This is a genomic window from Clostridium sp. 29_15, assembly GCF_001916075.1.
Classification (GTDB): Bacteria; Bacillota; Clostridia; order Clostridiales; family Clostridiaceae; genus Clostridium; species Clostridium lentum.
Genome location: NZ_MNRT01000024.1, coordinates 50118 through 76127 on the forward strand (window position 1 = coordinate 50118; position 26010 = coordinate 76127).

Annotated in this window: 24 protein-coding genes; 19 read left to right on the forward strand and 5 right to left on the reverse strand. The window is 29.8% G+C overall.

What is annotated here, in order from left to right; all coding sequences use genetic code 11:
• Positions 1 to 16: 16 nt before the first annotated feature.
• On the reverse strand, positions 17 to 1102 hold the full coding sequence (locus tag BHW04_RS05070; protein ID WP_302699110.1) for a PRK06851 family protein: 1086 nt from the start codon (positions 1100 to 1102) through the stop codon (positions 17 to 19).
• Positions 1103 to 1249: 147 nt separating this feature from the next.
• On the opposite strand from BHW04_RS05070, the gene BHW04_RS05075 reads away from it, so the two are divergent.
• The 5 genes from BHW04_RS05075 (at position 1250) to BHW04_RS05095 (ending at position 6393) form a co-directional block, all read left to right on the forward strand.
• Positions 1250 to 2083, forward strand: a complete 834-nt coding sequence (locus BHW04_RS05075) for a transporter substrate-binding domain-containing protein (RefSeq protein WP_022168690.1) — start codon at positions 1250 to 1252, stop codon at positions 2081 to 2083.
• A 16-nt stretch (positions 2084 to 2099) separates the two neighbouring features.
• The gene (locus BHW04_RS05080; RefSeq protein WP_302699111.1) at positions 2100 to 2780 is read left to right on the forward strand and encodes an amino acid ABC transporter permease; all 681 of its coding nucleotides are present in this window, start codon (positions 2100 to 2102) and stop codon (positions 2778 to 2780) included.
• On the forward strand, positions 2767 to 3489 hold the full coding sequence (locus BHW04_RS05085; RefSeq protein WP_302622958.1) for an amino acid ABC transporter ATP-binding protein: 723 nt from the start codon (positions 2767 to 2769) through the stop codon (positions 3487 to 3489). Before BHW04_RS05080 ends, BHW04_RS05085 begins: the two co-directional genes overlap by 14 nt.
• A 118-nt stretch (positions 3490 to 3607) precedes the next feature.
• Positions 3608 to 6214: a tetratricopeptide repeat protein gene (locus tag BHW04_RS05090; RefSeq protein ID WP_302699112.1), complete on the forward strand. Its 2607-nt coding sequence runs from the start codon at positions 3608 to 3610 to the stop codon at positions 6212 to 6214.
• A gap of 20 nt (positions 6215 to 6234) precedes the next feature.
• Positions 6235 to 6393, forward strand: a complete 159-nt coding sequence (locus tag BHW04_RS05095) for a hypothetical protein (protein ID WP_302699113.1) — start codon at positions 6235 to 6237, stop codon at positions 6391 to 6393.
• 115 nt (positions 6394 to 6508) lie between these two features.
• On the opposite strand, the gene BHW04_RS05100 is transcribed toward BHW04_RS05095, so the two are convergent.
• Positions 6509 to 7687 (reverse strand): cation diffusion facilitator family transporter, encoded by a 1179-nt coding sequence (locus tag BHW04_RS05100; protein ID WP_186834375.1) that lies wholly within the window; start codon positions 7685 to 7687, stop codon positions 6509 to 6511.
• 163 nt (positions 7688 to 7850) lie between these two features.
• Here BHW04_RS05100 and BHW04_RS05105 point away from each other — a divergent pair, with 163 nt between their 5' ends.
• A complete protein-coding gene (locus BHW04_RS05105) occupies positions 7851 to 9146 on the forward strand; it encodes a M18 family aminopeptidase (RefSeq protein WP_302699114.1) in 1296 nt (431 codons plus the stop codon).
• A 53-nt stretch (positions 9147 to 9199) separates the two neighbouring features.
• Here the strand turns inward: BHW04_RS05105 and BHW04_RS05110 are convergent, their stop codons facing one another.
• Positions 9200 to 9628 carry a prepilin-type N-terminal cleavage/methylation domain-containing protein gene (locus BHW04_RS05110; protein WP_302622961.1) on the reverse strand — a complete coding sequence of 143 codons (429 nt, stop codon included), beginning with the start codon at positions 9626 to 9628 and terminating at the stop codon, positions 9200 to 9202.
• Between the two features lie 282 nt (positions 9629 to 9910).
• On the opposite strand from BHW04_RS05110, the gene BHW04_RS05115 reads away from it, so the two are divergent.
• Positions 9911 to 10645, forward strand: coding sequence for a hypothetical protein (locus tag BHW04_RS05115; RefSeq protein ID WP_302622962.1), 735 nt, complete (start codon positions 9911 to 9913; stop codon positions 10643 to 10645).
• Positions 10646 to 10813: 168 nt separating this feature from the next.
• Here the strand turns inward: BHW04_RS05115 and BHW04_RS05120 are convergent, their stop codons facing one another.
• Together BHW04_RS05120 and BHW04_RS05125 are read right to left on the reverse strand one after the other, a co-directional pair.
• Positions 10814 to 10978 carry a hypothetical protein gene (locus tag BHW04_RS05120; protein WP_302622963.1) on the reverse strand — a complete coding sequence of 55 codons (165 nt, stop codon included), beginning with the start codon at positions 10976 to 10978 and terminating at the stop codon, positions 10814 to 10816.
• 23 nt (positions 10979 to 11001) lie between these two features.
• Positions 11002 to 11211, reverse strand: coding sequence for a hypothetical protein (locus tag BHW04_RS05125; protein WP_022212235.1), 210 nt, complete (start codon positions 11209 to 11211; stop codon positions 11002 to 11004).
• A 137-nt stretch (positions 11212 to 11348) separates the two neighbouring features.
• Here BHW04_RS05125 and BHW04_RS05130 point away from each other — a divergent pair, with 137 nt between their 5' ends.
• The 12 genes from BHW04_RS05130 (at position 11349) to BHW04_RS05185 (ending at position 26010) form a co-directional block, all read left to right on the forward strand.
• A complete protein-coding gene (locus BHW04_RS05130) occupies positions 11349 to 12287 on the forward strand; it encodes a type I phosphomannose isomerase catalytic subunit (RefSeq protein ID WP_302622964.1) in 939 nt (312 codons plus the stop codon).
• Between the two features lie 201 nt (positions 12288 to 12488).
• Complete coding sequence (locus BHW04_RS05135; RefSeq protein ID WP_022212233.1) at positions 12489 to 13409, forward strand: CPBP family intramembrane glutamic endopeptidase; 921 nt, start codon at positions 12489 to 12491, stop codon at positions 13407 to 13409.
• A gap of 292 nt (positions 13410 to 13701) precedes the next feature.
• Entirely contained in the window at positions 13702 to 14304 is a 603-nt protein-coding gene (locus BHW04_RS05140; RefSeq protein ID WP_022212232.1) for an ATP/GTP-binding protein, read from the forward strand.
• 259 nt (positions 14305 to 14563) lie between these two features.
• Entirely contained in the window at positions 14564 to 15007 is a 444-nt protein-coding gene (locus tag BHW04_RS05145; RefSeq protein WP_022212231.1) for a MarR family winged helix-turn-helix transcriptional regulator, read from the forward strand.
• Positions 15008 to 15077: 70 nt separating this feature from the next.
• The gene (locus BHW04_RS05150) at positions 15078 to 16811 is read left to right on the forward strand and encodes an ABC transporter ATP-binding protein (RefSeq protein ID WP_022212230.1); all 1734 of its coding nucleotides are present in this window, start codon (positions 15078 to 15080) and stop codon (positions 16809 to 16811) included.
• Positions 16812 to 16854: 43 nt separating this feature from the next.
• Complete coding sequence (locus BHW04_RS05155; protein WP_302699132.1) at positions 16855 to 18711, forward strand: ABC transporter ATP-binding protein; 1857 nt, start codon at positions 16855 to 16857, stop codon at positions 18709 to 18711.
• Positions 18712 to 18842: 131 nt separating this feature from the next.
• Positions 18843 to 20003, forward strand: a complete 1161-nt coding sequence (locus BHW04_RS05160; RefSeq protein WP_302699115.1) for a DUF6688 domain-containing protein — start codon at positions 18843 to 18845, stop codon at positions 20001 to 20003.
• Positions 20004 to 20207: 204 nt separating this feature from the next.
• Entirely contained in the window at positions 20208 to 21884 is a 1677-nt protein-coding gene (locus BHW04_RS05165) for a PP2C family protein-serine/threonine phosphatase (RefSeq protein WP_302622966.1), read from the forward strand.
• Positions 21885 to 21902: 18 nt separating this feature from the next.
• Positions 21903 to 23261 (forward strand): vWA domain-containing protein, encoded by a 1359-nt coding sequence (locus tag BHW04_RS05170; RefSeq protein ID WP_186834384.1) that lies wholly within the window; start codon positions 21903 to 21905, stop codon positions 23259 to 23261.
• Between the two features lie 18 nt (positions 23262 to 23279).
• Complete coding sequence (locus BHW04_RS05175; protein WP_022212225.1) at positions 23280 to 23786, forward strand: FHA domain-containing protein; 507 nt, start codon at positions 23280 to 23282, stop codon at positions 23784 to 23786.
• 11 nt (positions 23787 to 23797) lie between these two features.
• Positions 23798 to 24934: a serine/threonine protein kinase gene (locus tag BHW04_RS05180; protein ID WP_302622967.1), complete on the forward strand. Its 1137-nt coding sequence runs from the start codon at positions 23798 to 23800 to the stop codon at positions 24932 to 24934.
• Positions 24931 to 26010: a hypothetical protein gene (locus tag BHW04_RS05185; RefSeq protein WP_302699116.1), complete on the forward strand. Its 1080-nt coding sequence runs from the start codon at positions 24931 to 24933 to the stop codon at positions 26008 to 26010. The genes BHW04_RS05180 and BHW04_RS05185 overlap by 4 nt, the downstream gene beginning before the upstream one ends.

Below are 26010 nucleotides of genomic sequence, written 5' to 3' on the forward strand. Positions count from 1 at the left end.
ATTACAAAAAATTTTACTATACGTAATATTTTTCTAATTTTTTAATTACTTTGTCATAAATACCATCAACAACTGAAAAATCCATTGCTGAGATATAATAAGTTTCCAGTTCATCATGAAGTGAATGAGCCTTGTTGATAAGTTTTACAGATTTATCTATCAAATCATAAAATAGCTTTGAATTATAATCTATTTCAGATAATTTATCGCCAGTTATGGTATATTTAGAGTAATCTGATAAGTTATAATCTATTTGTGAAAAGTTACATTTACTTATTTCATTATTGGTTAATATGCAGGTATTTAGCTCTGGAATAAGTAAGTGTTCGATTCTTTCAGGAATGAAAGGGTCATGCATATATTCAATATAATATCCTTTCTTTTGACCACAAGAACCGATATATTTTAATATTTCAGTTTTCCCATATCCTGGTCCTCCAATTAAGACATACTTAGTTTTATAATCTTCCACTATGTTTTCTGTATAAGTAGTTATACCACTAGGAGTTATGGCTGTTGAAAATAGATGTCTTTCATCTCCATATCCGCTTTTATCTCGTTTAAAAATATTATTTTTTAAGTTTTGTATAAAATTAGATATTTTTGTTGAATCAAGAGATTCATAATTGATGTTGCTCCAATCATCATGTATATATTTTGCAGAACCTAGAAATCTATAAGCTCTCTTGAAGTTTTTGCTTATTTCTCTATTGAGAGCAATGATTTCTTTTTTATGAGGTGTTAATTTATCTATATCTAATGCATCACCTAAATTAATTATTTCATCTACTGCGCCAGGAGTTATGGGATCCACAATATGGGGAGAGGTACCATCTAATATTGCTACATTTAGTTCTTTTACAACTATTCCATCCAATGAATTAGAGTCAGATGAACAATGGTGATATTCTATATTGTAGCCTTTATCAAAAAAATATTTTCCTACTTTCTTCATAAGTGATGATTTTCCAGTGCCAGGTCCTCCTTTTAAGCAAAGAATGCGATTGGCATTATCTTGAGTAAGTATATACCTATAAAATGAATAAAACCCTTTTGAGGTGTTTGAACCTGGGAATAAATTTATTTCTTTAGGTTTGGACATTATATCACTCCTATAAAAATGTTAATGTTATACATTATAGTGTATTCAAAAATATATAAAAAAAACTATTGCATAAATATTAATACTTGATGTATAATTATGCGTGTGAAAAAGATAAATATGCATAAGTTTATGGGGGTATTTAATATGAAAAAAGGTATAATTAAAAATGTTATTGTAACAGGTTTAATTTCAATTATGGCTGTAGGCCTTGCAGGATGCGGAAATAGTGCGACGAAAAAAGAAGACACTGGTGTGTTAGACTCAATAAAAGAAAGTGGTAAGCTTGTAGTAGGTTTAAGTGCAGATTATGCACCATATGAATTTCATATAATTGAAAATGGACAAGATAAGATAGTTGGTTTTGATGTGAGCTTAGCGAAAGAAATTGCTGATGAACTTGATGTAGAATTAGAAATTAAAGAAATGGATTTTGATGCTTTAATAACTGCATTACCAGCTGGAAAAGTAGATATGGTTATTTCAGGGATGAATCCTACAGAGAAAAGAAAAAAAGCAGTAGATTTTTCAGATATATACTATACAGCTAACCATGGGATTTTAGTAAGAGCTGAAGATGCAGATAAATATACTAATTTTTCGGATTTAGATGGTTTAAAAGTTGGAGCTCAGCTTGGTTCAACTCAAGCAGAATTAGCATCTACGTTAATTAAAGATGCAAATCTTCAATTATTATCTAATGTAAATAATTTAATCTTAGAATTAAAATCAGGTAAAGTAGATGCAGTAGTTATGGAAGTAGGCGTGGCACAAATGGCTGTTAAAAATAATCCTGAGTTAGCAGTAGGAAAGCCAGTTTATGAAGAAACAGATAGTGGTAATGCTATAGCTATAGCAAAAGGAAATGAAGACTTAGTTAAAATAGTTAATGGAGTTATTTCAAGAATTACTGAAGATGGAACTATGAATAAATATATAGAAGAAGCTACTATATTATCATCGGAAGCAGTAGAAGAATAGTTAGGTGGTTTAAAATATGAATTTAGATTTTAGCTTTATAGCAGAATATATGCCATATTATTTTAAAGGCATTAAATATACATTATTAATTTCTTTTGTAGCAGTATTATTTGGTGCTATTTTTGGTTCTATACTATTTTATATGAAAAGCTCTAATTTTCATATATGGAAAATTAAACCATTAAAGATGCTTGCAGTAGCATATATAGAAATTATCAGAGGGACACCTATGATATTACAAATATTTATTGTTTATGCAGGAGCAGAACCATTTTTAGGCATTGATTTAACTGCATTACAATCAGCATTTATAGCTATAGCACTAAATTCGGCAGCTTATGTTTCTGAAATTGTAAGGGCTGGTATTGATGCAGTAGATAAGGGGCAGATGGAAGCTGCAAGAAGTTTAGGAATGAAAAAGAGCACAGCAATGATACTTATTGTAGTACCTCAAGCCATAAGAAATATACTTCCTGCTATAGGAAATGAATTTGTAACAGTAATTAAAGAATCATCAATGGCTTCAGTTGTTGGTGTTGGAGAGCTTATGTATGCAGCAAAAATAGTTCAAGGCTCTACATATAGATCTTTAGAACCATTAATAGTAGCAGCTGGATTTTATTTTATATTAACTTTTACTTTAGGTAGGGTTATTTCTTTAATTGAAAGGAGGATGAAGGTAAGTGATATACGTTAATAATCTTGAAAAGAGCTTTGGCAAAAATAAGGTCCTTAAAGGTGTTAATGAGCATATAAAAAAAGGTGAAGTTGTAGTGGTAATAGGGCCATCTGGTTCAGGAAAAAGTACATTTTTAAGATGTTTAAATTTACTGGAGGAACCTACAGGTGGAGAAATAATTTTTGAAGGTAAAAACATAACTGATAAGAAAGTGAATATAAATAAATTAAGGGAAAAAATGGGGATGGTTTTTCAGCAATTTAATTTATTTCCACATAAAACAGTGTTAGAAAATATAACTATAGCACCAATTAAGGTGAAAAAAATGAAGAAAAGTGATGCAGAAGCAAAAGCAATAAGGTTATTAGAAAAGGTAGGGCTTGAAAATAAAAGGGATGCATATCCAGCACAACTTTCAGGTGGACAAAAACAAAGAATTGCTATAGCAAGAGCGTTAGCTATGGAACCAGATGTGATGTTATTTGATGAACCAACATCAGCACTAGATCCGGAAATGGTTGGGGAAGTTTTAAATGTAATGAAGAATCTGGCTAGTGAAGGAATGACAATGGTGGTAGTAACTCATGAAATGGGCTTTGCTAAAGAAGTTGGTGATAGGATTGTATTCATGGATGGAGGAAATATACTAGAAAGCGAAAAGCCACAGGAGTTTTTTGAAAATCCAAAAAATGAAAGAACAAAAGAATTTCTATCAAAGGTACTATAAACTTTCTATGGGGAGGGAGTATATAGTGGTAATAAAGGGGACACTTATATTTTATAAGTGTTCTTTTTTATACGTTTTATAATAGAATAATAGTAGGATTAATGGCAGGCAGGGTAATATGTCGAAGAAAACTGTATATAATTTTTTAGAGTTAGAATTTAGAAGATTATATGATGATATGAAAATTTTTATTGAAGATAATGAACCCAGGAAGATATTTAACAATCAAAGAAAATTACTAAAGGATATAGTGTACTATATCTATTTTAATAATGAAGTTTATTATGAAAAGAACTTAAGCTTTTATGATAATGTAAGGCTTTTAAAGGAAGCAAGACTTGTAGACGAATATGTAGAAGAAATGCTATTTGGGGCATTAAGAAATGTTGAGCTATATGAAGAGAGAATTATCACTAAAGAAGATTATTTTTATGATGAGATAGAGATAAAAAGATTAGCTGATGAAAACTTTAGAGAAATATATGAACTTATAATTTGGCTTGTCTTAACTTATGGAGAGGAAAATTATCAGTTTTTAAGAGAAAATTTAAGTGATGAATATAAAGAAATATTTGATAAGTTTAGTAATAAAAAAAATGATTTTGATAGTTTAATAAAGAGTATGAATACCTTTGAAGATGAAGACATAAAGGTAAAGGCAGCTGCTTTAGTAGAAGAGGGAGAAAAATATTATTTTGGAAAAGATGTATCACAAGACTATAAAAAGGCTATGCAATATTTTTATAAGGCAGCAGAATTTGGTGATGAATATGGTGAAGCATATTTAGGATTATTTTATGAAAAGGGCTATTCTGTAGAAAGAAATTTTTTAGCAGCTTTTAGTTGGTACTATAAAGCTGCATTAAAAGGTAATGCTTTTTCGCAAAATGCTTTAGGATTACTATATATTAATGGTAGAGGTGTTAAAAGGAATAATACTGCTGCCATGATATGGTTTCAAAAAAGTGCAGAAAACGAATATTTACCAGCTTTTTACCAGCTTGGTAGGATATATTATCTAGGCTTAGGTGTAGAGAAAAGTTATGAGAAGGCTTTTTATTGGTATAAGAAGAGTGCTGAAATGGATTTAGGGGCAGCGCAATATGCCATTTCCTTTATGTACAAAAACGGTGAAGGATGCCTAAAGGATAATTTTAAAGCTTATTATTGGATTGAGAGGGCAGCGGAAAATGGCTATGAAGATGCGTATTATATAGTAGGAAAATCATATTTAGAAGGCATATGTTATGATATGAATTATGAAAAAGCTTTTAAGTATCTGATGAAAGGATATGAAGCTTGTGATTTAAATTGTATTGAATCATTGGCAGATATGTATTTAAAAGGATTATATGTGGAAGAGGACAGGAAGAAGGCATTGGAGCTGTATTCCGTAAGTATTGATTATGGAAGTTTTCAACTATATTTTAAAGTTGGAAAGATATATGAAGAAGAGAATTTAGTGCAACAAGCCATATACTTTTATGAGCAAGGCCATGAACTTGGCGATTTAAGATGTACTCAAAGGTTAGGTGTGATTTATTATAATGGAGAAGGGGTTAGTCGTGACTTAAATAAAGCTATTAAGTATATGGAAGTTGCTGCTAAAAACAATGCTCCACATGCTATGTATGTTTTAGGAGTAGCATATTTAAGACTTAATAAATTTAAGGAAAAAACAGAAGAAATAGCTAAGGAACTGTTTTTAAGTGCATATGAGTTAAAATCACCATATGCAGCAGAATATTTAGCTTTTATTAGTCTTAATGAATTTAATGAGGGAAAGGTCATAGATGAGCAAAAGTTACTTGAATATATAAACTTTGGTGCAGAACATGGGCTCACAGAATCAGTTTTTCAGTATGGGTATATTTACGAAAAGGGCATAGCTGTTAAAAAGGATAATGAAAAGGCGTACTATTATTACGGTTTATCAGCAGAAAGTGAATATATAAAGGCTATGAATAAGATTGCAGAATGGTATTTAAAGGGTTTTTTTGTGAAACAAGATATAGATTTAGCCATTAAATGGTATGAGAAGAGCGCTGAAAAAAATGATATAGAATCATTGGAAAAGCTCATAGAGATTTATGAAAAGGCTATTGGTGGAAAAGATGAAGAGATAAGAGCTCTTTATTATGTGTTTAAGCTTATTGATGTTGATGCTCTAAGAGGAAAGTGTAAGCTTGCTTACTATTGCTTTAAAGGAATTGGTATAGAGCAAGATAGTAAAAGGGCTTATGAGATATTAAATGAAGTAGAAGAAATAGATGAAGGTACTGCCTATAATTTAAAAGGATTATTAGGTAGTGAAAGGATTATAAACTATAATCAGCAAGAAATAGTGCAGTTATTTTTAAATGGAATAGAATGTGGTAATTCAGAATGCTATGGCAACCTGGCATACTATCTTTATAATAATAATTTATATAAGGAAGCAGCCTATCAAGAGGCCTTTGAAACATCTCTTATAGGTAGAAAGATTGGAGTTACTAAATGTAAATATATTTATCTAAAAAAGAAATTAGATGAAGTAATCAATAATAATGTAATATCATTGGAGGAAATTGCTTTAATAAATAAATTAAAGGAATTGATTAATAGTGGTTTTGTTTTAGCATTGCCAACAGTTATTAATTGGTATGAAAAAAGAAATATGAAGGATAATATTGCTTATTTAAAATTAAAGGAGCAGCAATATTTCTATAATTTAAAAGAAAATTGAGGGAAGTACCTTTACAACAGATGCATTACAATTGTTATTCATTAAAATATATGAATGGAGAATCAGCTAAAGAGTATAAAAAAGCTTTATGTGAGTGTTCTAAAGAGAATATAAAAGCTTTAGTTGAATATATAGAAAGCCAAAATGATTTTATAACTGAAAATAGTAATATGTTTTAAATTGTTCAAAATTAATTATTGAACATAAAATGAAAGTTGGCCTTAAAGCCAAAAGGAACAGTAGATAGATTTGTGTAAAATGCAAATCTATCTACTGTTTTTTTGTATGATTATTTTAATGAAGTTGAAGATCTATAGTTACTATACAATTATAAGTTGGATGAGCTAGTTTTACTGAGTTTTCTATAGATTCCTTTAAGTTTTCTGATTGAAAGTTATTAGTAAATTCATTTGAATCAACAACTACATCAAAGATAATATTTTTATGTTTTTCATCACCAATAACTCTAAAGTCATGATAAGATTTAACTATTGAATATGATTTTAAAACCTCTTCAATATATTTTCTTGTGGATGATATTTCATCAGTATCAACAGAAACAGGGTCCATATGGACTACTAAATATACACCAAGTTTTTGAGAAATTTCCCTTTCAGCACTATCAATAATATTATGGATAGTCATAATATTGATGTCAGCAGGGATTTCTGCATGAATTGAAGCCATAATCCTTCCAGGACCATAATTATGAATCACTAAATCATGGACACCGGAAATATGTTCATAAGATAAAACCATATCATTTATTTGCTGAACTAACTCAGCATCAGGTGCTTCACCTAGAAGAGGGCTGATAGTTTCCTTTATTAAGCTGAAACCTGAATAAATAATCACAAGAGCAACTAAAACACCAATATAGCCATCAATTGGGAGGCTAGTAAAGTTAGATGCAAAGAAGGAAATCACAACAGTGGTAGAAGTAAATACATCACCTAAAGCATCGGTTCCAGCAGCTTTAAGGGCTGATGAATTAATCTTGTTGCCTAAATTTTTATTAAATTTTGAAAGCCAAATTTTAAATCCTATGGATATTAATAAAAGTAAAAAAGGCATAATTTCAAAGGTTACTGCTTCTGGATTTAATATTTTAGAAAATGAAGTTTTAACAAATTGAAATCCAACCAGCATAACCATAAAGGAAACTACAAGAGCTGAAATATACTCAATTCTTCCATGACCAAAAGGATGTTCGGCATCAGCAGGTTTATTGGCCATTTTAAATCCTATAATAGTTATTATAGATGAAGCTGCATCTGACAAGTTGTTAAATGCATCAGCAATTATAGCAATAGATCCTGCAAATAATCCTACGAATAATTTAATAAGGAACAGTAGTGTATTTATAATGATTCCTACTGCTCCACCTAAGTTTCCGTAGGCAATTCTAACTTTGTTATCATTAATATCATCATTGTTCTTAATAAATTTTTTGATTAGAAAGTTTGATAACATAAATCACACTCCACTTTTAGATTTATTATTTAATATAATAATAAACTACATTAAATAGTTAAAAAGTACAAGCTTTATTATAATTTCCTATATTGTGGAATAAATTAAAATAGTTTATATTATAGAGTATATCCAAGTTAATAAAAAAAGGGGTTCGAAATATATGGAAAGAAAACAAGCAAAAGATTTATTGGATTTTATATATAACAGTCCAACAGCATTTCATGCTGTAGAAACTGTTAAAAAGATTTTAGATGAAAATGGATTTAGAGAAATTAAAGAAAGTGATAAGTGGCATTTAAAAAGTAGAGATAAATATTATGTAATAAAAAATGATTCTTCTATCATGGCTTTTATAGTAGGAGATGAAAAGATAGAAGAAACAGGTTTAAGATTAATAGGAGCACATACAGATGCACCAGGTTTTAGAGTTAAACCAAATCCTCAAATGATTTCTGAAGGAAAATACGTTAAGCTTAATACTGAAATGTACGGAGGACCAATAATCAGTACTTGGTATGATAGACCTCTAGCTTTAGCTGGAAAGGTTGCTATAAAAGGAGCATCTCCATTAAAGCCAGAAACAAGATTAGTTAATATAAATAAGCCAATGATGATAATACCTAATATAGCTATTCATATGAATAGAGAAGTAAATGATGGTTATAAATACAACAAGCAAGTTGATACTTTACCTTTATTAGGTTTAATAAATGAGAAATTAGAAAACAAAGATTACTTAATGAATATATTAGCAGCAGAATTAAATGTAAACAAAGAAGATATATTACATTTTGAGCTTATGCCATATGAATATGAAAAAGGAACATTAATAGGAATGAACGAAGAAATGATTTCTTCAGGAAGACTTGATGATTTATGGATGGTATATGCAGGTTTAGTAGCATTACTAGATAGCAGAGATAATGCAGCAACTAAAGTATTAATATGTGTGGATAATGAAGAAATAGGAAGCTTAAGTGCTCAAGGAGCTAATTCAACATTATTAAATAACTTACTTGAAAGACTTACAATGGGACTTGGTAAGAATAGAGAAGAGTACTATAGAGCACTATCAAACTCAATAATGATTTCTGCAGATTTAGCCCATGCTGTTCATCCAAACCTTGGTGATAAAGCAGATCCAACTAACAGACCAGTATTAGAAGGTGGTCCAGTTTTAAAGATAGCAGCATCAGGAAGCTATAGTACAGATAGCTTTAATGGAGCTGTATTTGCTGAAGTATGTAAGGCAGCAAATGTTCCATTCCAAAAGTTTGTTAATAGATCAGACTTAAGAGGAGGAACTACCATTGGTCCTGTTACAGCAGCAAACTTAACAATACCAGTAATAGATATGGGAGCACCACTTATTGGAATGCACTCAATCAGAGAACTGGCAACAGTAAAAGACAATACGTACACAATAAAAGCATTTACAGAGTTTTTTTCACTATAATAACTTGTAAAAAGGAATCCCTTGGTTTTTTTAGGGGTTCCTTTTTTATGAAGTTATTCACCAGTAGATATAGGAGAAACTGCTTTAAATGTACCGTTATCATTTAAAGTAATATCATTTTCTTCAGTATTAACAATACTATAACAATTTTCAATACTTGTGTTACTTAGTTTATTAACATCTTTATCGTCTAATAAATCAGAACCAGAAGCAAAAGTATTTACTGTTGTCTCAAGGGTATAACTGTTAGTTGATTTTACTTTAGTTGCTTCATAAGCAGTAACCACATTTTTTGCTTGATTAATTACAGCAACTTTCTTTGATTCATTTATATATCCTGTAAAGGAAGGTGTTAAAGCAGCAGCTAATATGGCAATTATAGCAATAACAACTATAAGCTCAATTAAAGTAAAAGCAGATTTCTTTTGTTTATTAATAATAGTATTTAATTTTGAGTCCAAGTCTTTATTTATATTGATCATCGTTATGCACTCCTTTCTTAATTTTTATTTGTTGCACAACATATCTCAAAGTATTACGTAAATTTTTTAAATTATACCTGAGGACAAGATAAAAGTTTTCGACAAAGTTTTATTTAATAGTTAAAAGAATATATAAGAAAATAGATGATAAATTTAGTGGTGATGATATTTCATTACATGATGGGCTTTTTTCCATAGAATTTGTAGAATAGAACAATTCTTAAAAAGAAATCTAAAAAAAGTATAAAAAATTTAAATATCATGAATAATTTTAATTATAAAATGGGAAAAACATTAATAGGAGATGATGTTATTAAAGAAGATTTATATTTCTTTAATGGATATGGAGGTTTTGATAATTACTCTATGAGCTATAAAATTAAGCTAAGGGATTTTATTACAACTCCATCTCCATGGATTAATGTCATTTCCAACGAGGATTTTGGGTTTCATGTTTCCGAGAGTGGTTCAGCTTATACTTGGTGTCAAAACAGCAGAGAAAACAAGTTGACCTCTTGGAGCAATGATTGGGTTGTAGATCCTTTGAGTGAAGCTTTATATATAAGAGATGATGGTGCAAGAAAGTATTTCAGTATCACACCAGAGCCTGTTATAGATGAAGATGTATACGATATTGAGCATGGCTTCGGATATTCTATTTTTAAACATACTGCAAATAATATTAGTGGTGAACTTACAATGTTTTGCCCTAAAGATAAGAAATTAAAGCTATGTAAAGTGCTTCTTGAGAACAAATCATTGGAGGGTAAAGGACTGACTCTATTTTACTACAGTTCAATGGTGCTTGGAGTTTATAGCTATAAAAGTGCTAAATATATTAGCACCAATATAGAAGAAAACTTCATTTATGCCCAAAATCCTTTTAATAAGTATTTTTATAAAAATAAAACCTATCTAACTATTTTAGGTGGTGAAGCATATGGTTTTAGAGAGCAGTTACAAGATTCTATGTCATTAGGAATTTTAGATTCTATGGTTTCCTTATGTGACTATTGAGTATATAAAATTTACTGGTGATTATTCCGTTTTAATTAGATGATGATATAATCCCAAAAAGTCCTGGTAAAAATGAAATAAAGGTTTTCTTTTAAAAAAGGAGCTGTACACTAATTATTTAGTGGGACAGCCCCTTTTTATTATGGAAGCTAAAATAATATTTAATGTTTAATATTTATTATTTTGTTTAGATTCTCTTTCTATTTTTTCTAAATCAGTAAATTTATAATCACTTAAGGGTGCATTTCTGCTGGTTTGAGGTACAGCATAAGCTTCATTATTAGAATTAAATACACCATCAGTTCTATGTTGTTTTTTTATTGTTTTGGTCATAATAATCTCCTTTCAAGTATTACTTATTCTAATTCGTCATCAGGGTCATCTAACATAGGGCTATTAGTATAATCAAATTCCATATATGAAATATTATTTACTACGATAGGATCCTCCGCAGGATTAGGTAAAATAGTGTCTATTCCTTCAGGAGATTTACTTATTAAGCTTTCCTCAGAAGGTTCATACCAACTTCGTAAATTAGGTAAATAAGGTTTGTTTTTTTTTGTCATAAAAATTAATCACCCTTTCTTTTCTTTAATAATATTAATAGTATTTGAAGCATTAAAAAAATATATACCTGGGGTTTATTGCAATAAATTTTATTTCAAGCTCAATTAAAAGATTTTGTTAATTATGAGGTGAAAATATGTATCCAATAAGATTTGAAAATCTATACTTTGAAAAAATATGGGGAGGAAGAGATTTTAAAGCAATAAGAGATAATTTACCAGAAGGAAATATTGGGGAAAGTTGGGATATAGCGTGTCATAGACATGGTGTGAGTATTGTTATTAATGGATATCTAAAAGGACAAACTTTACAAGAAATAATAGAAGAATATGGACATGATTTAGTGGGAAGTAAAGTAAGTGTTGAAAAGTTTCCATTGTTAGTTAAGTTAATTAATTCAAGAGAAAAATTATCTGTTCAAGTTCATCCAGGAGATGAATATGCTATGAAGAATGAAAATGAGTTAGGAAAGACGGAAGCGTGGTATGTTATAGATGCAAAACCAAATGCAAAATTAATTGTTGGAACTAAAAATTGCACTAAGAAAGAGTTTGAAAAAGCTATAGAAGAAAATCGAACAGAAGATTATTTAAATGTAATAGATGTAAAAAAAGGTGATGCATTTTTAATAAATAGTGGAATGGTACATGCTATATGTGAGGGGTTGATTATAGCAGAAATTCAACAAAATAGTGATGTTACTTATAGGGTGTATGATTATGGAAGACAGAGGGAGCTTCATGTAAAAAAATCATTAGATGTAATTGATTTTAATTTAAAAGCAGAAAATTTATCTAATAGTAAAATTGAAAATTTTGAAATATTTGATAAAGTGAAATTATGTAAAAATAAATATTTTGCAATGGAGAAAATTAATATTCAAAATAAATATATTAGCAGTAGTGAAAAAGAAAGATTTCATATAATTACTTGTGTAGATGGAGAAGGTAGTATAAGTGGAGGTAGTATTTCAGAAGAAATAAGAATAGGAGATAGTATACTTATTCCAGCAAATTTAGGTCAGTATGAAATTGTGGGCAATATTTCAGTTTTAAGAAGTTATGTTACTATATAAAATTTAAATTTCAATAGCAATAATTACAGAAAAGAAACTATTATTTTTAGTATTTCTTTAATTGAAAAGATATTTGGAAAAATATCTGTAGTACTTTTTTATTTAAGTTAAAGCTATTCTTTAATGTGTATAGTATACAGTAAATGGTAATAATTAAAATGTAATAGAAATATATTTATAAAGAAATAAGGGGTGAATAAAATGAATTCTGAGTTAAAGACAAATGTAAATGTAAAAAGCGTATTTAGTAGAGTTGGACTAGCAGCAGCGGTGCTGGGGGTTGTTGTTAATTTGGTACAAATGCTAATAATCACAATATTTAATATCGTTAATCCTGCTTTTGAAAGCAATGGTTGGTTTAGATATTTACTTATAGCAGTAAGCTTTTATTTAATAGGATTTCCTCTATGTTGTTTGATACTTAAACGCATTCCAGATGGACACAAAAGAGAAGAAGAAAGTTTAACCTTTGGTGGTTTCATTAAGTTCTTTTTAATTTCCTATTTTGTAATGGTATTATTAAATTTATTTACTATGGGATTTATATTGGTAGTAGGAAAAGTAAAAGGAGCAGATGTAGTAAATCCATTGGAAGGAGTTATTTCTAATAGTAGTATTTGGGCTACTATAATTTTTGCAGGAATATTATCACCAATAATTGAAGAAATTTTATTTAGAGGAGTAATGCTTAATAAGCTTAGAACTTATGGAGATAAGATAGCAATAATAACTACAGCTTTGTTATTTGGTTTATTTCATGAGAATTTTTCTCAATTTTTCTATGCAGTAGGTCTTGGAGTAGTATTTGCGTATGTTACTTTAAAGACAGGAACAATTAAATACTCCATTGGACTTCATATTATGATAAATATGATGGGAAGTGTTATAGGCACAAAAGTACTTAGCAGTAATACTGCTACAATGATTTTTGGTATTGTAGTATGGGTATTTGTAATAGCTGGATTAATTTTATTTATTAAAGATTTTAAGAAGATGTCATTATTGCCTGGTGAAGTGACCATTGAAAAGGGGTATGTAGTAAGTGAAACATGGTTAAATATGGGGATGATGATAAATCTTATAATAAGTTTATCTTTAATGATTTATATCCTACTTGTGTAAGGATATTCTTATACTAAAGCTTAAAAGTAAGTGGGGTTGTATTTAATATGCCTCACTTTTTTATATAAATTATAAGTAGATAAGTTTTAATTAAGATACGATGAAAGTATAAAGATGAATAGTATAGTGGGAAAAATTAATGGTGATATAGAATATTTGAATAATTTAATTATAGAGAATCATTAAAAGTTGAAATAACTTGAAAAAATATATAAAAGATGATATAATAAAAACTCCTTTAAAAATACGAATGAAAAATTGATACTTAATAGAAATATTTGGAGGTTTATCAATGCCAACAAGAATTGCAATTCTAGGAGGACCTAGATGTGGTAAGACAACTTTAATACAACAATTATATGTAGATTTAAAAATTAGAGATTTAGATGTAGGTGTTGCTACAGAGTATAGTACAGATTACTTAAGAGATAAAGGTATGATTGAAACTATTTCTGAGCAATATGGAATATATTTAGGGCAATTACACCTAGAAAAAAGCTTAGATTGTCACCAATATGCTATTACAGATTATGCAACTTTCGTTCCATATATTTATGGAAGATTAATGCTTGGAGATAAGATAAGAAGTAAAAAGGAAATTGAAATTTTAAATGATTTATATAGTTTAGCAATAAGAGATTTACCTCAATATGATTACATATTCTTTGTTCCAAGAGAATTTGGATATAAGAAAGATGGAGTTAGGTGGCAAGATGAAGAAGTTGCTAAGGCAGTAGATAAAGCTATCTTAGGGTTCTTAGATGCTGAAAATGTTAAATATTCAGTAATTACTGGTTCAACTAAAGAAAGATCTGAAGCAATCATGAAAATAGTTGGAATAAACAATCCAGTTGTTCAGCCAATAAAGTTAACAGAAGTTAAAAACGCTAAGTAATATTTTTTAATATTATACATATATTATAGGGAAGTAGGTTTAGCTTGATAAATGGACAAGCTACTCCTATTTTATTTTATTTAAAAATGAATAATTAATAGAGATTGATGAGGATTCTATTTAATTATGTATTTAAAGCAAATCCATTAAAGCTTATAACAATTCACAATTTTCCATTGTAAATTAATTTAAACTTGTGTTTAAAAGTTTATTGTTATATAATATATAGTATGCTATGTATTATATAGGGAGAGAAACAATGAAGAAGGCTAGAGTAGATGCTCATGTTGGGCTCTTAATTAAATTTCTTAACAATTCTATAACTAATGAAATTAATAGAAATCTTTTAAAATTTAATTTGACAGCAACACAACATGAAGTATTAGTATATATTTTGAAAAATGAAAATAAGAGAGATGTATTTCAAAAAGATGTTGAAAAACATTTAAAATTAACTAATCCTACTATTACAGGAATAATAAAAAGACTAGAAGAAAAAGGGATGATAGTTAGGTGTGCTAGTACTGGTGATGCTAGATGTAAGTGTTTGCATGTTACAGAAGAGGGTCATAATATATTACATAAATGCTTTCATCAAGGAATACTTAGTGTTGAAGCAAAGCTTGTAAAAAATATATCTGAAAAAGATCAGGTATTACTAAAAGAACTATTATATAAAGCATTAAAAAATTTAGAGGAGTAATCCTCTTTAATTTTAATATTATACATAGCTAACTATGTAATTACAAAATTTATTTAAAGAGGTGAAGAAAATGATAAAGAAGTTATACCCTTATATGAAAAAGTATAAAAAGTATTTATTTTTAGGGGTTGCATGTGCTGTTTTAGAAGTTGTTTTTGAACTTTTAATACCACTGGTAATGGCTAAAATAGTAGACGTAGGAATATCGTTAGGTGATACTGGATATACCATTAAAATGGGGTTATTAATGGTTTGCATGGCAATGATATCACTAAGCTTTGGTCTTGCATTATCAAAATTTGCAGCTATAGCAGGACAAGGCTTTGGAGCAGAACTTAGAGAGGCTGAATATATTAAGATTCAAAGTTATTCATTTAATAATATTGAAAAATTCAGCACTTCGTCATTGATTACTCGTTTAACTACGGATATAACAATGATTCAAAACTCAATGACAATGGGAATAAAATTACTAGTTAGAGCACCTATGATGCTTATATGTGCTTGTGTTTTAGCTATAACAATAAGTCCTAAATTAGCAATGATATTTCTAGTATCAATTCCTGTTTTAGTAATATCTATAGGTCTTATTATTAAGACTGTTAAACCAAGATTTGATATTATGCAAAAGAAGATTGATAATATCAATACAGTAGTACAGGAAAATTTAATTGGTATTAGAGTAGTTAAGTCATTTGTTAGACAAGCTAAGGAAAAAGAAAAGTTTAAAACAAGTAATGATGATTTAGTAAATGCATCCACTAGTGCTTTTGGACTAGTTGTTTTAAATATGCCAATTATGCAGGCTGTTGTATTCTCTAGTGTAATAGGAATACTGTGGTTTGGAGGAAATATGGTTTATGCAGGAACATTAACTGTTGGTAAGTTAACAAGTTTCATGACATATTCATTCCAAATTCTAATGGCGCTAATGATGATTTCTATGGTTCTTATGATGATATCAAGATCAGTAGCATCTGCTTCACGTATTTTAGAAGTGTTAGAAGAAGAACCAGATATAGTTGATCCAGCTAATGCAGTTATGGAAGTTGAAGATGGTGAAATCGAGTTTAGAAATGTTAGCTTTAAATATGAAGATGATAGCGAAGAAGAAAATCTTGAAAATATCAACATAAAAATTAAAGCTGGCGAAACAGTAGGTATTATTGGAAGTACAGGTGCTGGTAAGACAAGCTTAGTACAACTTATACCAAGATTATATGATGCCACTAATGGTGAAGTATTTGTTGGTGGTAGAAATGTTAAGGAATATAACATAGAAGCCTTAAGAAACTCTGTAGCCATGGTACTGCAAAAGAATACACTATTTAGTGGAACAATTGCTGAAAATTTAAGATGGGGTAATGCTGAAGCAACAGAAGCACAAATTGAAGCAGCAGCAACATCATCTTGTGTAGATGAATTTATCGATAGATTACCAGGAAGATATGATATGCATATTGAGCAAGGTGGAGTAAATGTTTCTGGTGGACAAAAACAAAGACTTTGTATTGCTAGAGCTATTCTTAAGAATCCAAAGGTAATTATCCTTGATGATAGTACAAGTGCAGTAGATACAGCAACAGATGCTAAGATTAGAAAAGCTTTTGCAGAAGATTTAAAAGATACTACTAAGATAATAATTGCACAAAGGGTTAATTCAGTTTGTGAAGCTGATAAAATAATTGTCATGGATGATGGAAGAATCGATGATATTGGTACACATGATGAATTAATGGCAAGATGTGAAATATATAAAGATGTATACAAGTCTCAACAGGAAGGGGTGGGGTTACGTGAGTAAGGATAAAATGCATCCAGTGGGAAAAGGTACAGATGGAAAGAAAATGCCAGGTGGCAAACCTAAACCTAAGAATATGAAAAAGACATTAGGTACTTTATTAAGGTACTTAGGTAAATATAAGTTATTTTTAGTTATAGTATTAGTACTTGTAGTATTTAATTCATTTGCCATGGTAGCAGGTTCATATTTCTTAAAACCATTAGTTAATAATTATATACTTCCAGGAGATTTTGCAGGATTGGCAAAGATGCTGGTAATACTAGGAGCAATCTTCTTAGGAGGAGCTTGTTCAGCCTATGGTTATGGAAGAATTATGGTACATGTTTCTCAAAATACAATTAGAGATATAAGAAGAGATTTATTTAATAAGATGCAAGATCTTCCTATTAAATATTTTGATAGAAATACTCATGGTGATTTAATGAGTCTTTACACAAATGATATTGATAATATTGGTGAAGCATTAAATAACAGCGTTGCCAATATCATGTCATCATCACTTTCATTTATAGGAATGATTGTTATGATGGTTGTATTAAGCCCAATATTAAGTTTAATAACAATATCATTTTTAGCATTAATGATTTTTATAATTAAAAAGATTGGTTCTAAGAGTAAATATTACTTTGGAATGCAACAAAAAAATATTGGTAAGTTAAATGGTTATATTGAAGAAATGATTGAAGGGCAAAAGGTTATTAAGGTGTTCTGTCATGAAGATAAGGCCATTGAAGATTTTAAGAAGTATAATGAAGAGTTAAGAGAATCATCTACAGGTGCTCAAGCCTTTGGTGGATATATGATGCCAATGCTTGGTAATATGTCTCATATGAATTATGCTATTACATGTTGTGTTGGTGGACTTTTAACCATTGCAGGAAAGTTTGACCTAGGTTCATTAGTCTCTTTCCTTCAATATACAAAGCAAGTATCTAATCCTATAGCTCAAGTATCACAACAGGTAAATATGATATTAGCTGCTCTTGCAGGTGCTGAAAGAATATTTGCAGCTCTTGGAGAAGAAGAAGAAGTTGACAATGGACAAGTTACTCTTACTAGAGTTGAGGTAGCAGCAGACAATATATTAAAAGAAACTACTAAAAATACAGGACATTGGGCTTGGAAGCTTAAAGATGGAAGCCTTAAATTGCTTACAGGTGATGTTAGATTTAAAGATGTTGTCTTTGGATATAATGAAGAAAAAATAGTATTAAAGGATATTAATCTTTTTGCTAAGCCAGGACAAAAGATTGCTTTTGTTGGTTCAACAGGAGCAGGTAAAACAACAATAACAAATTTAATAAATAGATTCTATGAAATCAATAGTGGTAAGATTACTTATGATGGAATAGATGTTAAAGATATTAAGAAAGCAGATTTAAGAAAATCGCTGGGAGGAGTATTACAAGATACTCACTTATTTACAGGTACAATAGCTGATAATATTAGATATGGTAATTTAGATGCAACAGATGAAGAAGTAATTGCAGCTGCTAAGCTTGCCAATGCTCATTCATTTATCAAGCACTTACCACATGGATATGATACAGTATTAACTGGTGATGGTGAAGGATTATCACAAGGTCAAAGACAATTATTAAATATTGCTAGAGCAGCAGTGGCAAATCCACCAGTACTTATTATGGATGAGGCTACTAGCTCAATTGATACAAGAACAGAAAAGTTTATTGCAGAAGGTATGGATAAGCTTATGGAAGGAAGAACTGTATTTGTTATAGCACACAGACTTTCAACTATTAAAAACTCTGAAGCAATAATGGTACTTGAACAAGGACAAATTATTGAAAGAGGAAATCATGATGAGCTTCTTGAAATTGGTGGAAGATATTATCAACTTTATACAGGAAAAGCACAATTAGATGCCGAAGAAGCAATATAGATAGAAATGAAAAAGGGAAACTCTTATTAATTAGGAGTTTTCTTTTTTTTAATAAAATATAAAAAAGCAACTCCATAAATCTATTATTATTTGAAAAAAAGAATTATAATATTTTTAAAAGAAGGGATTTTATGGTTTGGAGAGTATTGTTTTATTTATATGTTATTGCAGCTTTTTCAGTGCCAGTCTTTTGGATTTATAAATTGATACAAAGTTTCTTTGGTAAAAGAGGAATATTTATAAGTAAAAAGTTTATTTTAAATAATGAGAAGGTAGAGGTATTTTACTCTTTTATTGTGATAGCTTTAAGCAGTTTTAATTTATTATGTATTAGTAGTTTAGTAGATACAGGTATACCTCTTGAAAGATATGAATTAAATGGTCAGTATTTAAATAGCTATACGCCTTTATCTTTTCAGCATATTTTAACCTTTGCAGTGCTTTTTATTTTAGGATTGCTAGTATATTTTATCTTGATAAATTTCAATGGAAAAATGGCACCTTTACTTTATGTCATAAGCTGTAGCATACTTTTAATTAATATAGCATTAAACGTCATATATTTTACTCATACTTTTAAAGTAAATGACTGGGAGTTTACCTCTTCTTATATAATTAAGGCTTTAGGACGTCATTTAATTTATTTGAGCATGATGTATGTGGTACTTTTAAAGCAATCTATGGATAAGGTAAGAAGTGTAGAAGGAGAAAAAAATAAAATATATAAGAATGTATTAGTAAATAAGCTATACAGAATTTTTCTAAAGTATGAAACTAATGTTGGCTTTTGGACATTGTTTATATTTCCTGTGCTTTTAGCTATTCAGCTATTCCTTGTATTATTTGGCCAAAAGCATGATAGTTTTATTCAAGTGTTTTTAGATACCAGTACGTATAATTATTCTAAGGTTATGCCACCAGATCCAGTGATACTTCCAGGGGATGGACACTATTTATGTACGGTGGCAGCTAGAGGTCATGAAAATTTGGTGAAGCCTTTAAGAAGTGGTATTAGACGCGGTAAACGAATAACTGTAAACAGGCAGCTTATGGTAGCCAATGCTTTTGAAAATATTTTAGAAGAATATACGCCAACAATTCATAAAATAATTAGATATATTTATGATAAGTACGGGTATCCATTAAGCAAGCATATAAATACTAAATTTTCTGCGGATATAGTTTATATTCTTATGAAACCGCTGGAGTGGATTTTTTTAGTTGTTTTATATTGTGTAGATGATAATCCAGAAAATCGCATTAATATTCAATACAGTGAATTAAGGAATTGACCATAGTTCACTGTTACCTAATGCAGTATTCATAAGCAATACTGTATTTTTTTATGTCACAAAATAGAAGTAATGTTCAATATATAGTAACAATATTTACTGCAAACAAAAGTAGAATCAGTTATATTTCAATATAAATTTTAATATATATTATGGAGTTATTAGTTTAATTTATAAGAAATTATAAGGCGGGGAGGTGGAGTAGTGGTAAATATATGTCCAAGATGTGGAAAGGTGCTGAAGGATTTAAAATATTGTGATAGCTGTGGTGGGGTAATCAGTACTGCTGAGGGAATTCAAGAATATGAAGAGTGTACTCTTACCAATAATTTTTACAAGATAAAATCAAAGGTAAGCTATGAAGATTTTATTTTCCATAGGAAAACTATTGAAAATCCTCAATATGTTGATGAAGAAAATCAGGAAATTTACTTTTTAAAAAAAGAAAATAGCAAGTCTTTGCATCAATATATAGGTGATAGGAAGCTGGAATTAAATGAGATAAATACAATTATCATAAAGCTTATAAAAATATTTAAAGAACTTGCAGAAGAGAAGCTCATTATAAGTGCTATTAACCTAGAAGATTTTTGGCTAAATGGCGATGATATAGAAAGCTTAAAGCTATTTAATAGACGTAGATTTATAAGGAATAAATCCATTGTAGATAACTTTGATTATGGATATTCCATAAGTTCACCGGAGGTATTAAATAAGGTTGAAGGAAAACTAGATGAGGAGTCTAATGTTTATATCTTTGGCAAGCTTTTATTACAACTTATATTAAATAACTTTGGAATCCTAAGTGATGATGAAGAAATGTATTATGGATATAATTTAAGGTTATTTAGAGGTGATCTGCCATATAAGTTTCATAATTTTATCATGAGATGCTTAAATATTACTAAGGAAAAAAGATTTAAATCCATTAAAGAATTGGAGGAAAGATATAAGTATCTCATTGAAGAAAGACATAATATTGAAAAGGCAAAACTAAAGGTAAAAAGCCTTGGCAGTACTAATGTAGGTGTAAATAAATTGAAAAAGGCCTTAAGAGATATGCATATAAAAAAATATGAAGATGAAAATGAGTTTAATGAAGATATGTTTTTAGTGATGAAGGATGAAAAAAAGGAAGTTACCCTTTTAGCCCTAGGAGATGGAGTATCAACGGCAAAACTAGGGTCAGGGAAAGAAGCCAGCTCCATCTTAAGAAAGAATATAATAGAAGCTTTTAAGGAAAAGGGATCTCTTCTAAAGGATGAAACTAATATTAAGGAATTTTGTAGTAAAGTAATTACAAAATCGAATATAGATATTATTGAATCCATAAAAACAAAGGTAGACATAAGAAAAGAACCACCATCAGGAATTATGGCCAGTACATTGATATTAGCCATTGTGGTAGGAAACAGAATGTATTACACATCCATAGGTGATAGTAGGCTCTTTATATATAGTGAAAAAGATGGACTTAACTTACTAAATTATGAAGATAATGTGATGAATTTAAAATTAGCTAATGGAACGCCTTGGGATAAGGTGGTGAATTCAGAAGGCAGACATGCCATAACAAGATATATAGGAGGAGGATCTTTTAAAGATGGCAATCTTTTTCCTAGGAAATTTAATATCAGTATACATTGTCTAGAATTAGAACCAGGTGAGATAATTATTATTTGTTCCGATGGAGTCACTGATTATATAAATAAATCTTATTATAATGATGACTTATGGAAAGTTACAGAAAGCCTTGAAAGAATAATAAAAGAAAATAAGCAAAAGTCATTGGAGGTATTAAATAACAAGATAATAACTGAAGCTAACTTAAATGGTGGAGGAGACAATATAACCATTATAACTTCTAAAATTTTAAAATAATTTCATGGAGGGGACTAAATGCAAGATTTAGTAATAAAGACTGGAGCTAATATTCCATATTTGCTTTCAGATAATGAAGAGAAAAATATCATTGTAAGGGTTGGAGTACAGCCTAGCGATGAAATAAGAAAAGACTTTATGGAAAAAGAAAAAGTAAATTCAGGGGTAGATTTATGTTTAGTGTTAGATGTTAGTGTATCCATGACAGATGTTATAGAACAAGATAATGTTGAGTATGGTAGTAGGTTTGAAGTAGCTAAAAAAGCAGTGGAAAGTTTAATAAAAAATAGCAGTGAAGAAGATAACTTAAGTTTAATAACTTATAATGATTTACCAACAGTAGTATTTAAAAATATCAGCGGCAGAAATAAAGATTTTATGTTAACAGAATTAAATAAGGTAACTGTATCAGGTAATACAAATATTTCAGCAGCCATAAGAGAAGCAAGGATATTAATGAAGGAAGAAACCAGCGATAAGGTAAAGAAGATAATTTTTGTTACTGATGGTATTCCCACCTGTGATACTGAAGAAGATGGCATTAGAGAAGCTGAATATTTAGGTGATGATAGTATTTCACTAGATTGTCTTGGTGTAGGAAATAAAGATATCAAGTTTTCCTTCCTAGAGAAGCTTTCAATACCTAGCAATGGTAGAACAGATATCATTTCCAATGGGGAAGAAGCTGTGAAGATATTCCATAATTTATTTGATAAATCAAAACAAGTAATCATGACTAATGTAAAACTTAGACTTACTGAGATAAGTCCTCTTGTAAGAATTACTGATCATTATAGAGGGACTCCAGAAAAAAAGTATTTAGGTAAAGCCAAGATTTCTTCTGATAGAGAATATGTCATTAATATAGGTCAGATAGAAAAAGATCAGCTTTATAACTTCTATTTTAATGTAACGGTATCCAGTAGAGTTAACTTAAAGGGACCTTTTAATATCATGAAGACTGCTGTGGAATATTGTATACCGGATATGTATGGTGATAAGGTAAAGACCAATGCCAACGTAGTGGTGGTGGAATTTGGTACAGATAGTAGAAGAAGCAGATATAGAGTTGGTGATATTGAGAGAAATTTTAAGATGGTAGAAATCAAGCGATATGAAGATGAAATTGAAGAGGATTCTAAAGATGGTAATGATGCTAGGGTAATAAATAATCTTCAAAGAATCATAGGCATTTGTGAATACTTGAAAAATGAAGAGCTTATTACTGGTTATAAAGGAATATTAGAAAAGTATCGTGAAGAAAAGAAGCTTGATATGTCCAAGATGAATGAAAATAGAAATACCAGTACCAAGATAGGTGATGATGGGCTTATTAATCTGCCTCTAGACATAGAATCAATTTTTGAAGACCAATAATGGGAGGGAGCAAGATAAATGGAAAAAAAAATATGCATAAAGAATTCCTGTGGCAAGATTTATACTCCGGAAAATGATGAAGAATATGAAACAAGAACATGTTGTGGAATATGTGGTGCGCCAGTGGAAGTAGATTTAGGAGATTATCCTTATGAAATAGTGGAAGAAGAAAGAATCGTTAAAAAAATAGAACCTCTTCCAGGAGAAGGACCAAGGATTCTTATCTATAAAGGAAGAGAAATTGCTGCAGTAGTTAATCTTGAATATGATGAAACTATCATAGGACGACAAAGTATTAACTCAATACCTGATATAGACATGACTAGTATAGATGAAGATAGAAATGTCAGTAGGCAGCATGCCATGATTTATAAGGAAGATGGTAACTTTTATTTAAGAAAGCTTTCAGCTTCCAATGCATTGCATGTTAATACTGAACCAGTAATAGATGAAGATGTTAAATTAAATGATGGAGATATGATAGTATTAAGCAGGAAATATGGATTACAATTTATAGCACAGTAGGTGATGTATTTATGTGGAAGTGTTGTAGATCACTTAATAGAAATTTTCAAGAGTTTACCATTGAATGTGGTGAAAAGGATGAAACATTAAAAGCTCCAATAACCATTGGAGAAGGAAGATATGAAATCAAGGATATAAAATCTGCTGATGGAGGTTTTGGTATAGTATATAAAGCTATTGATAAAAAGCTTAATAATAGGAATGTACTTATAAAAGCCAGAAGGTATGATAATATTCCAGGACTATTTAGTTATGCTTACGACAAATCAAGAGATGATGAAATAAGGGATATGAGAGAAGAAATATCCTTTGAAATAAAATGTCTTAAGGCATTTAAAAATAGTGGTGAAAGCAGGATGCCTAATATAAATGATGTGGTCTACGATTACTGTCCAGAAATTCATGGACCACATATAGATGTGGATGGTGTCAGGTTTTATTGTGAAGATGAAGAAATATATAATAATGAACCATATATAGTTATGCAGATGATAGATGGAGAAAACCTAGGACATTATGTTAATATGGGATTTAATTATGTGATGAATGATAGGAATTATACTAATATCAGGCGTTGGGAAAATGATGTTATGGAATATGCCCTGGAGCTTACCACTATCCTCTCCAATTTTCACCAGCGACATAAATCAAAAATTTATCCTAAATATAATAAACAATACTTTATTTATCAAGATTTAAAACCTGATAATATTATAATCACCAGCAGGCTTTTTATTACACTCCTTGATTTTGGTTCAATGAACCTTGTGTTAGAAAATGATGAAGAAGAAGTCATCAGCAATATAAAGGGAGCAGGTATACCAGGAGCAGGAACTTTTGGTTATAAACCACCGGAATTTAGAAGTGGTAGTGCATCTTTAGCTAAGCTAGATGAAAGAGCTGATATATATACCTTAGGTGCAACTCTTTATCATTTATTAAGATGTAAGCCTTTAACAGAAGAATTAAAAACAGAAGATACCATAATTCCCATAGAAAGATTGATGGATATGGGGTATTTAGATGAAACAGCCAGCCTTGTGAAGAAATGCACTGAATATAGTAAGGAAGATAGATATAAGAATGTAATGGAAGTGAGGAGTGAAATTCTCAAGAACATGGAATTAATAAGGAGAAATATGCTATGACCATGGAAAATATAAATGAAAGATGGAAGATATTATCCTTAGAAGAAATTGAAGAACGATGCAAAGGAAATTTTAATTGGGTAAAGGAGGTGGAAGAAAGAACAGATACTCTTACCAAGATAAATATGGCATATGATCAATCGGTGAAAAGGCTTGTGATAGCAAAGAGTACATGCTATAGAGAAAAGGACTTAAAGGAAGGGCGCATAGAAGAAAGAAGAGAATATTTAATGCAACAATTAAATATCTTAAATGATATTTCATCAATGCTTTTGCCAGAGCCCTTAGATTGGTTTAAGACCATAAATGATGAATTGGAAGATGAATATAGCTTCAGTGAGCCTATCTTAATTTTAGATTATATACCAGGTATAGATTTAAGAAGTAAAATCAGAGAAAAGGTATTTACCGATGAATTCGGTAAGGTACAGGTTAATAGGATAATAAAGCTTTGTCGTAAGATATTAGCATTTTTAAAGGTATTGGAAGAGAAAGGCTATGGTGTAGTAGGATTAAGTGATGAGCATATCGTCATTCTCAATGATGATGTACCTAGGTTTGTAGGCTTAAGTCACATATGTAAGATGAGGGAAGGGTACCTGGATATAGGACATTTAAATTTTGAAAGAACCATTTATGGATATTCAGCGCCAGAACTTAATGATTACAATAGTAATGCTCGTTTTAATATAAGAGGAAGGCAAGTGGGAGCTTTTTCCCTTGGAGTGCTAATGCATCAAATAATCTGTAGCAGATATAAGTTTGCGTCCAGTGATATAAAGGGAGGAGCCTTTGTTTATCCCAATGCAACCACAGGAGATTTTATTATAGATGTTAATAATAAAAGTTATAAGGGGAAGCTTCTTCATATGCTTATAACAGATTTATGCAGACATGAAGTCAGTGAAAGGTTAATTGATTATGATGAAATTGAAAGGCGCCTTATGGAAATAGAAGAAGCAGACGATGGTGATATTTATAGAGTAAAGCCTATAAGAAACAGTACAATTCACATTCATCGCCAAAATAAGAAGGGATTTTTAGATAAGTTAAAGTATTTGTGTATAAGGAAGTGA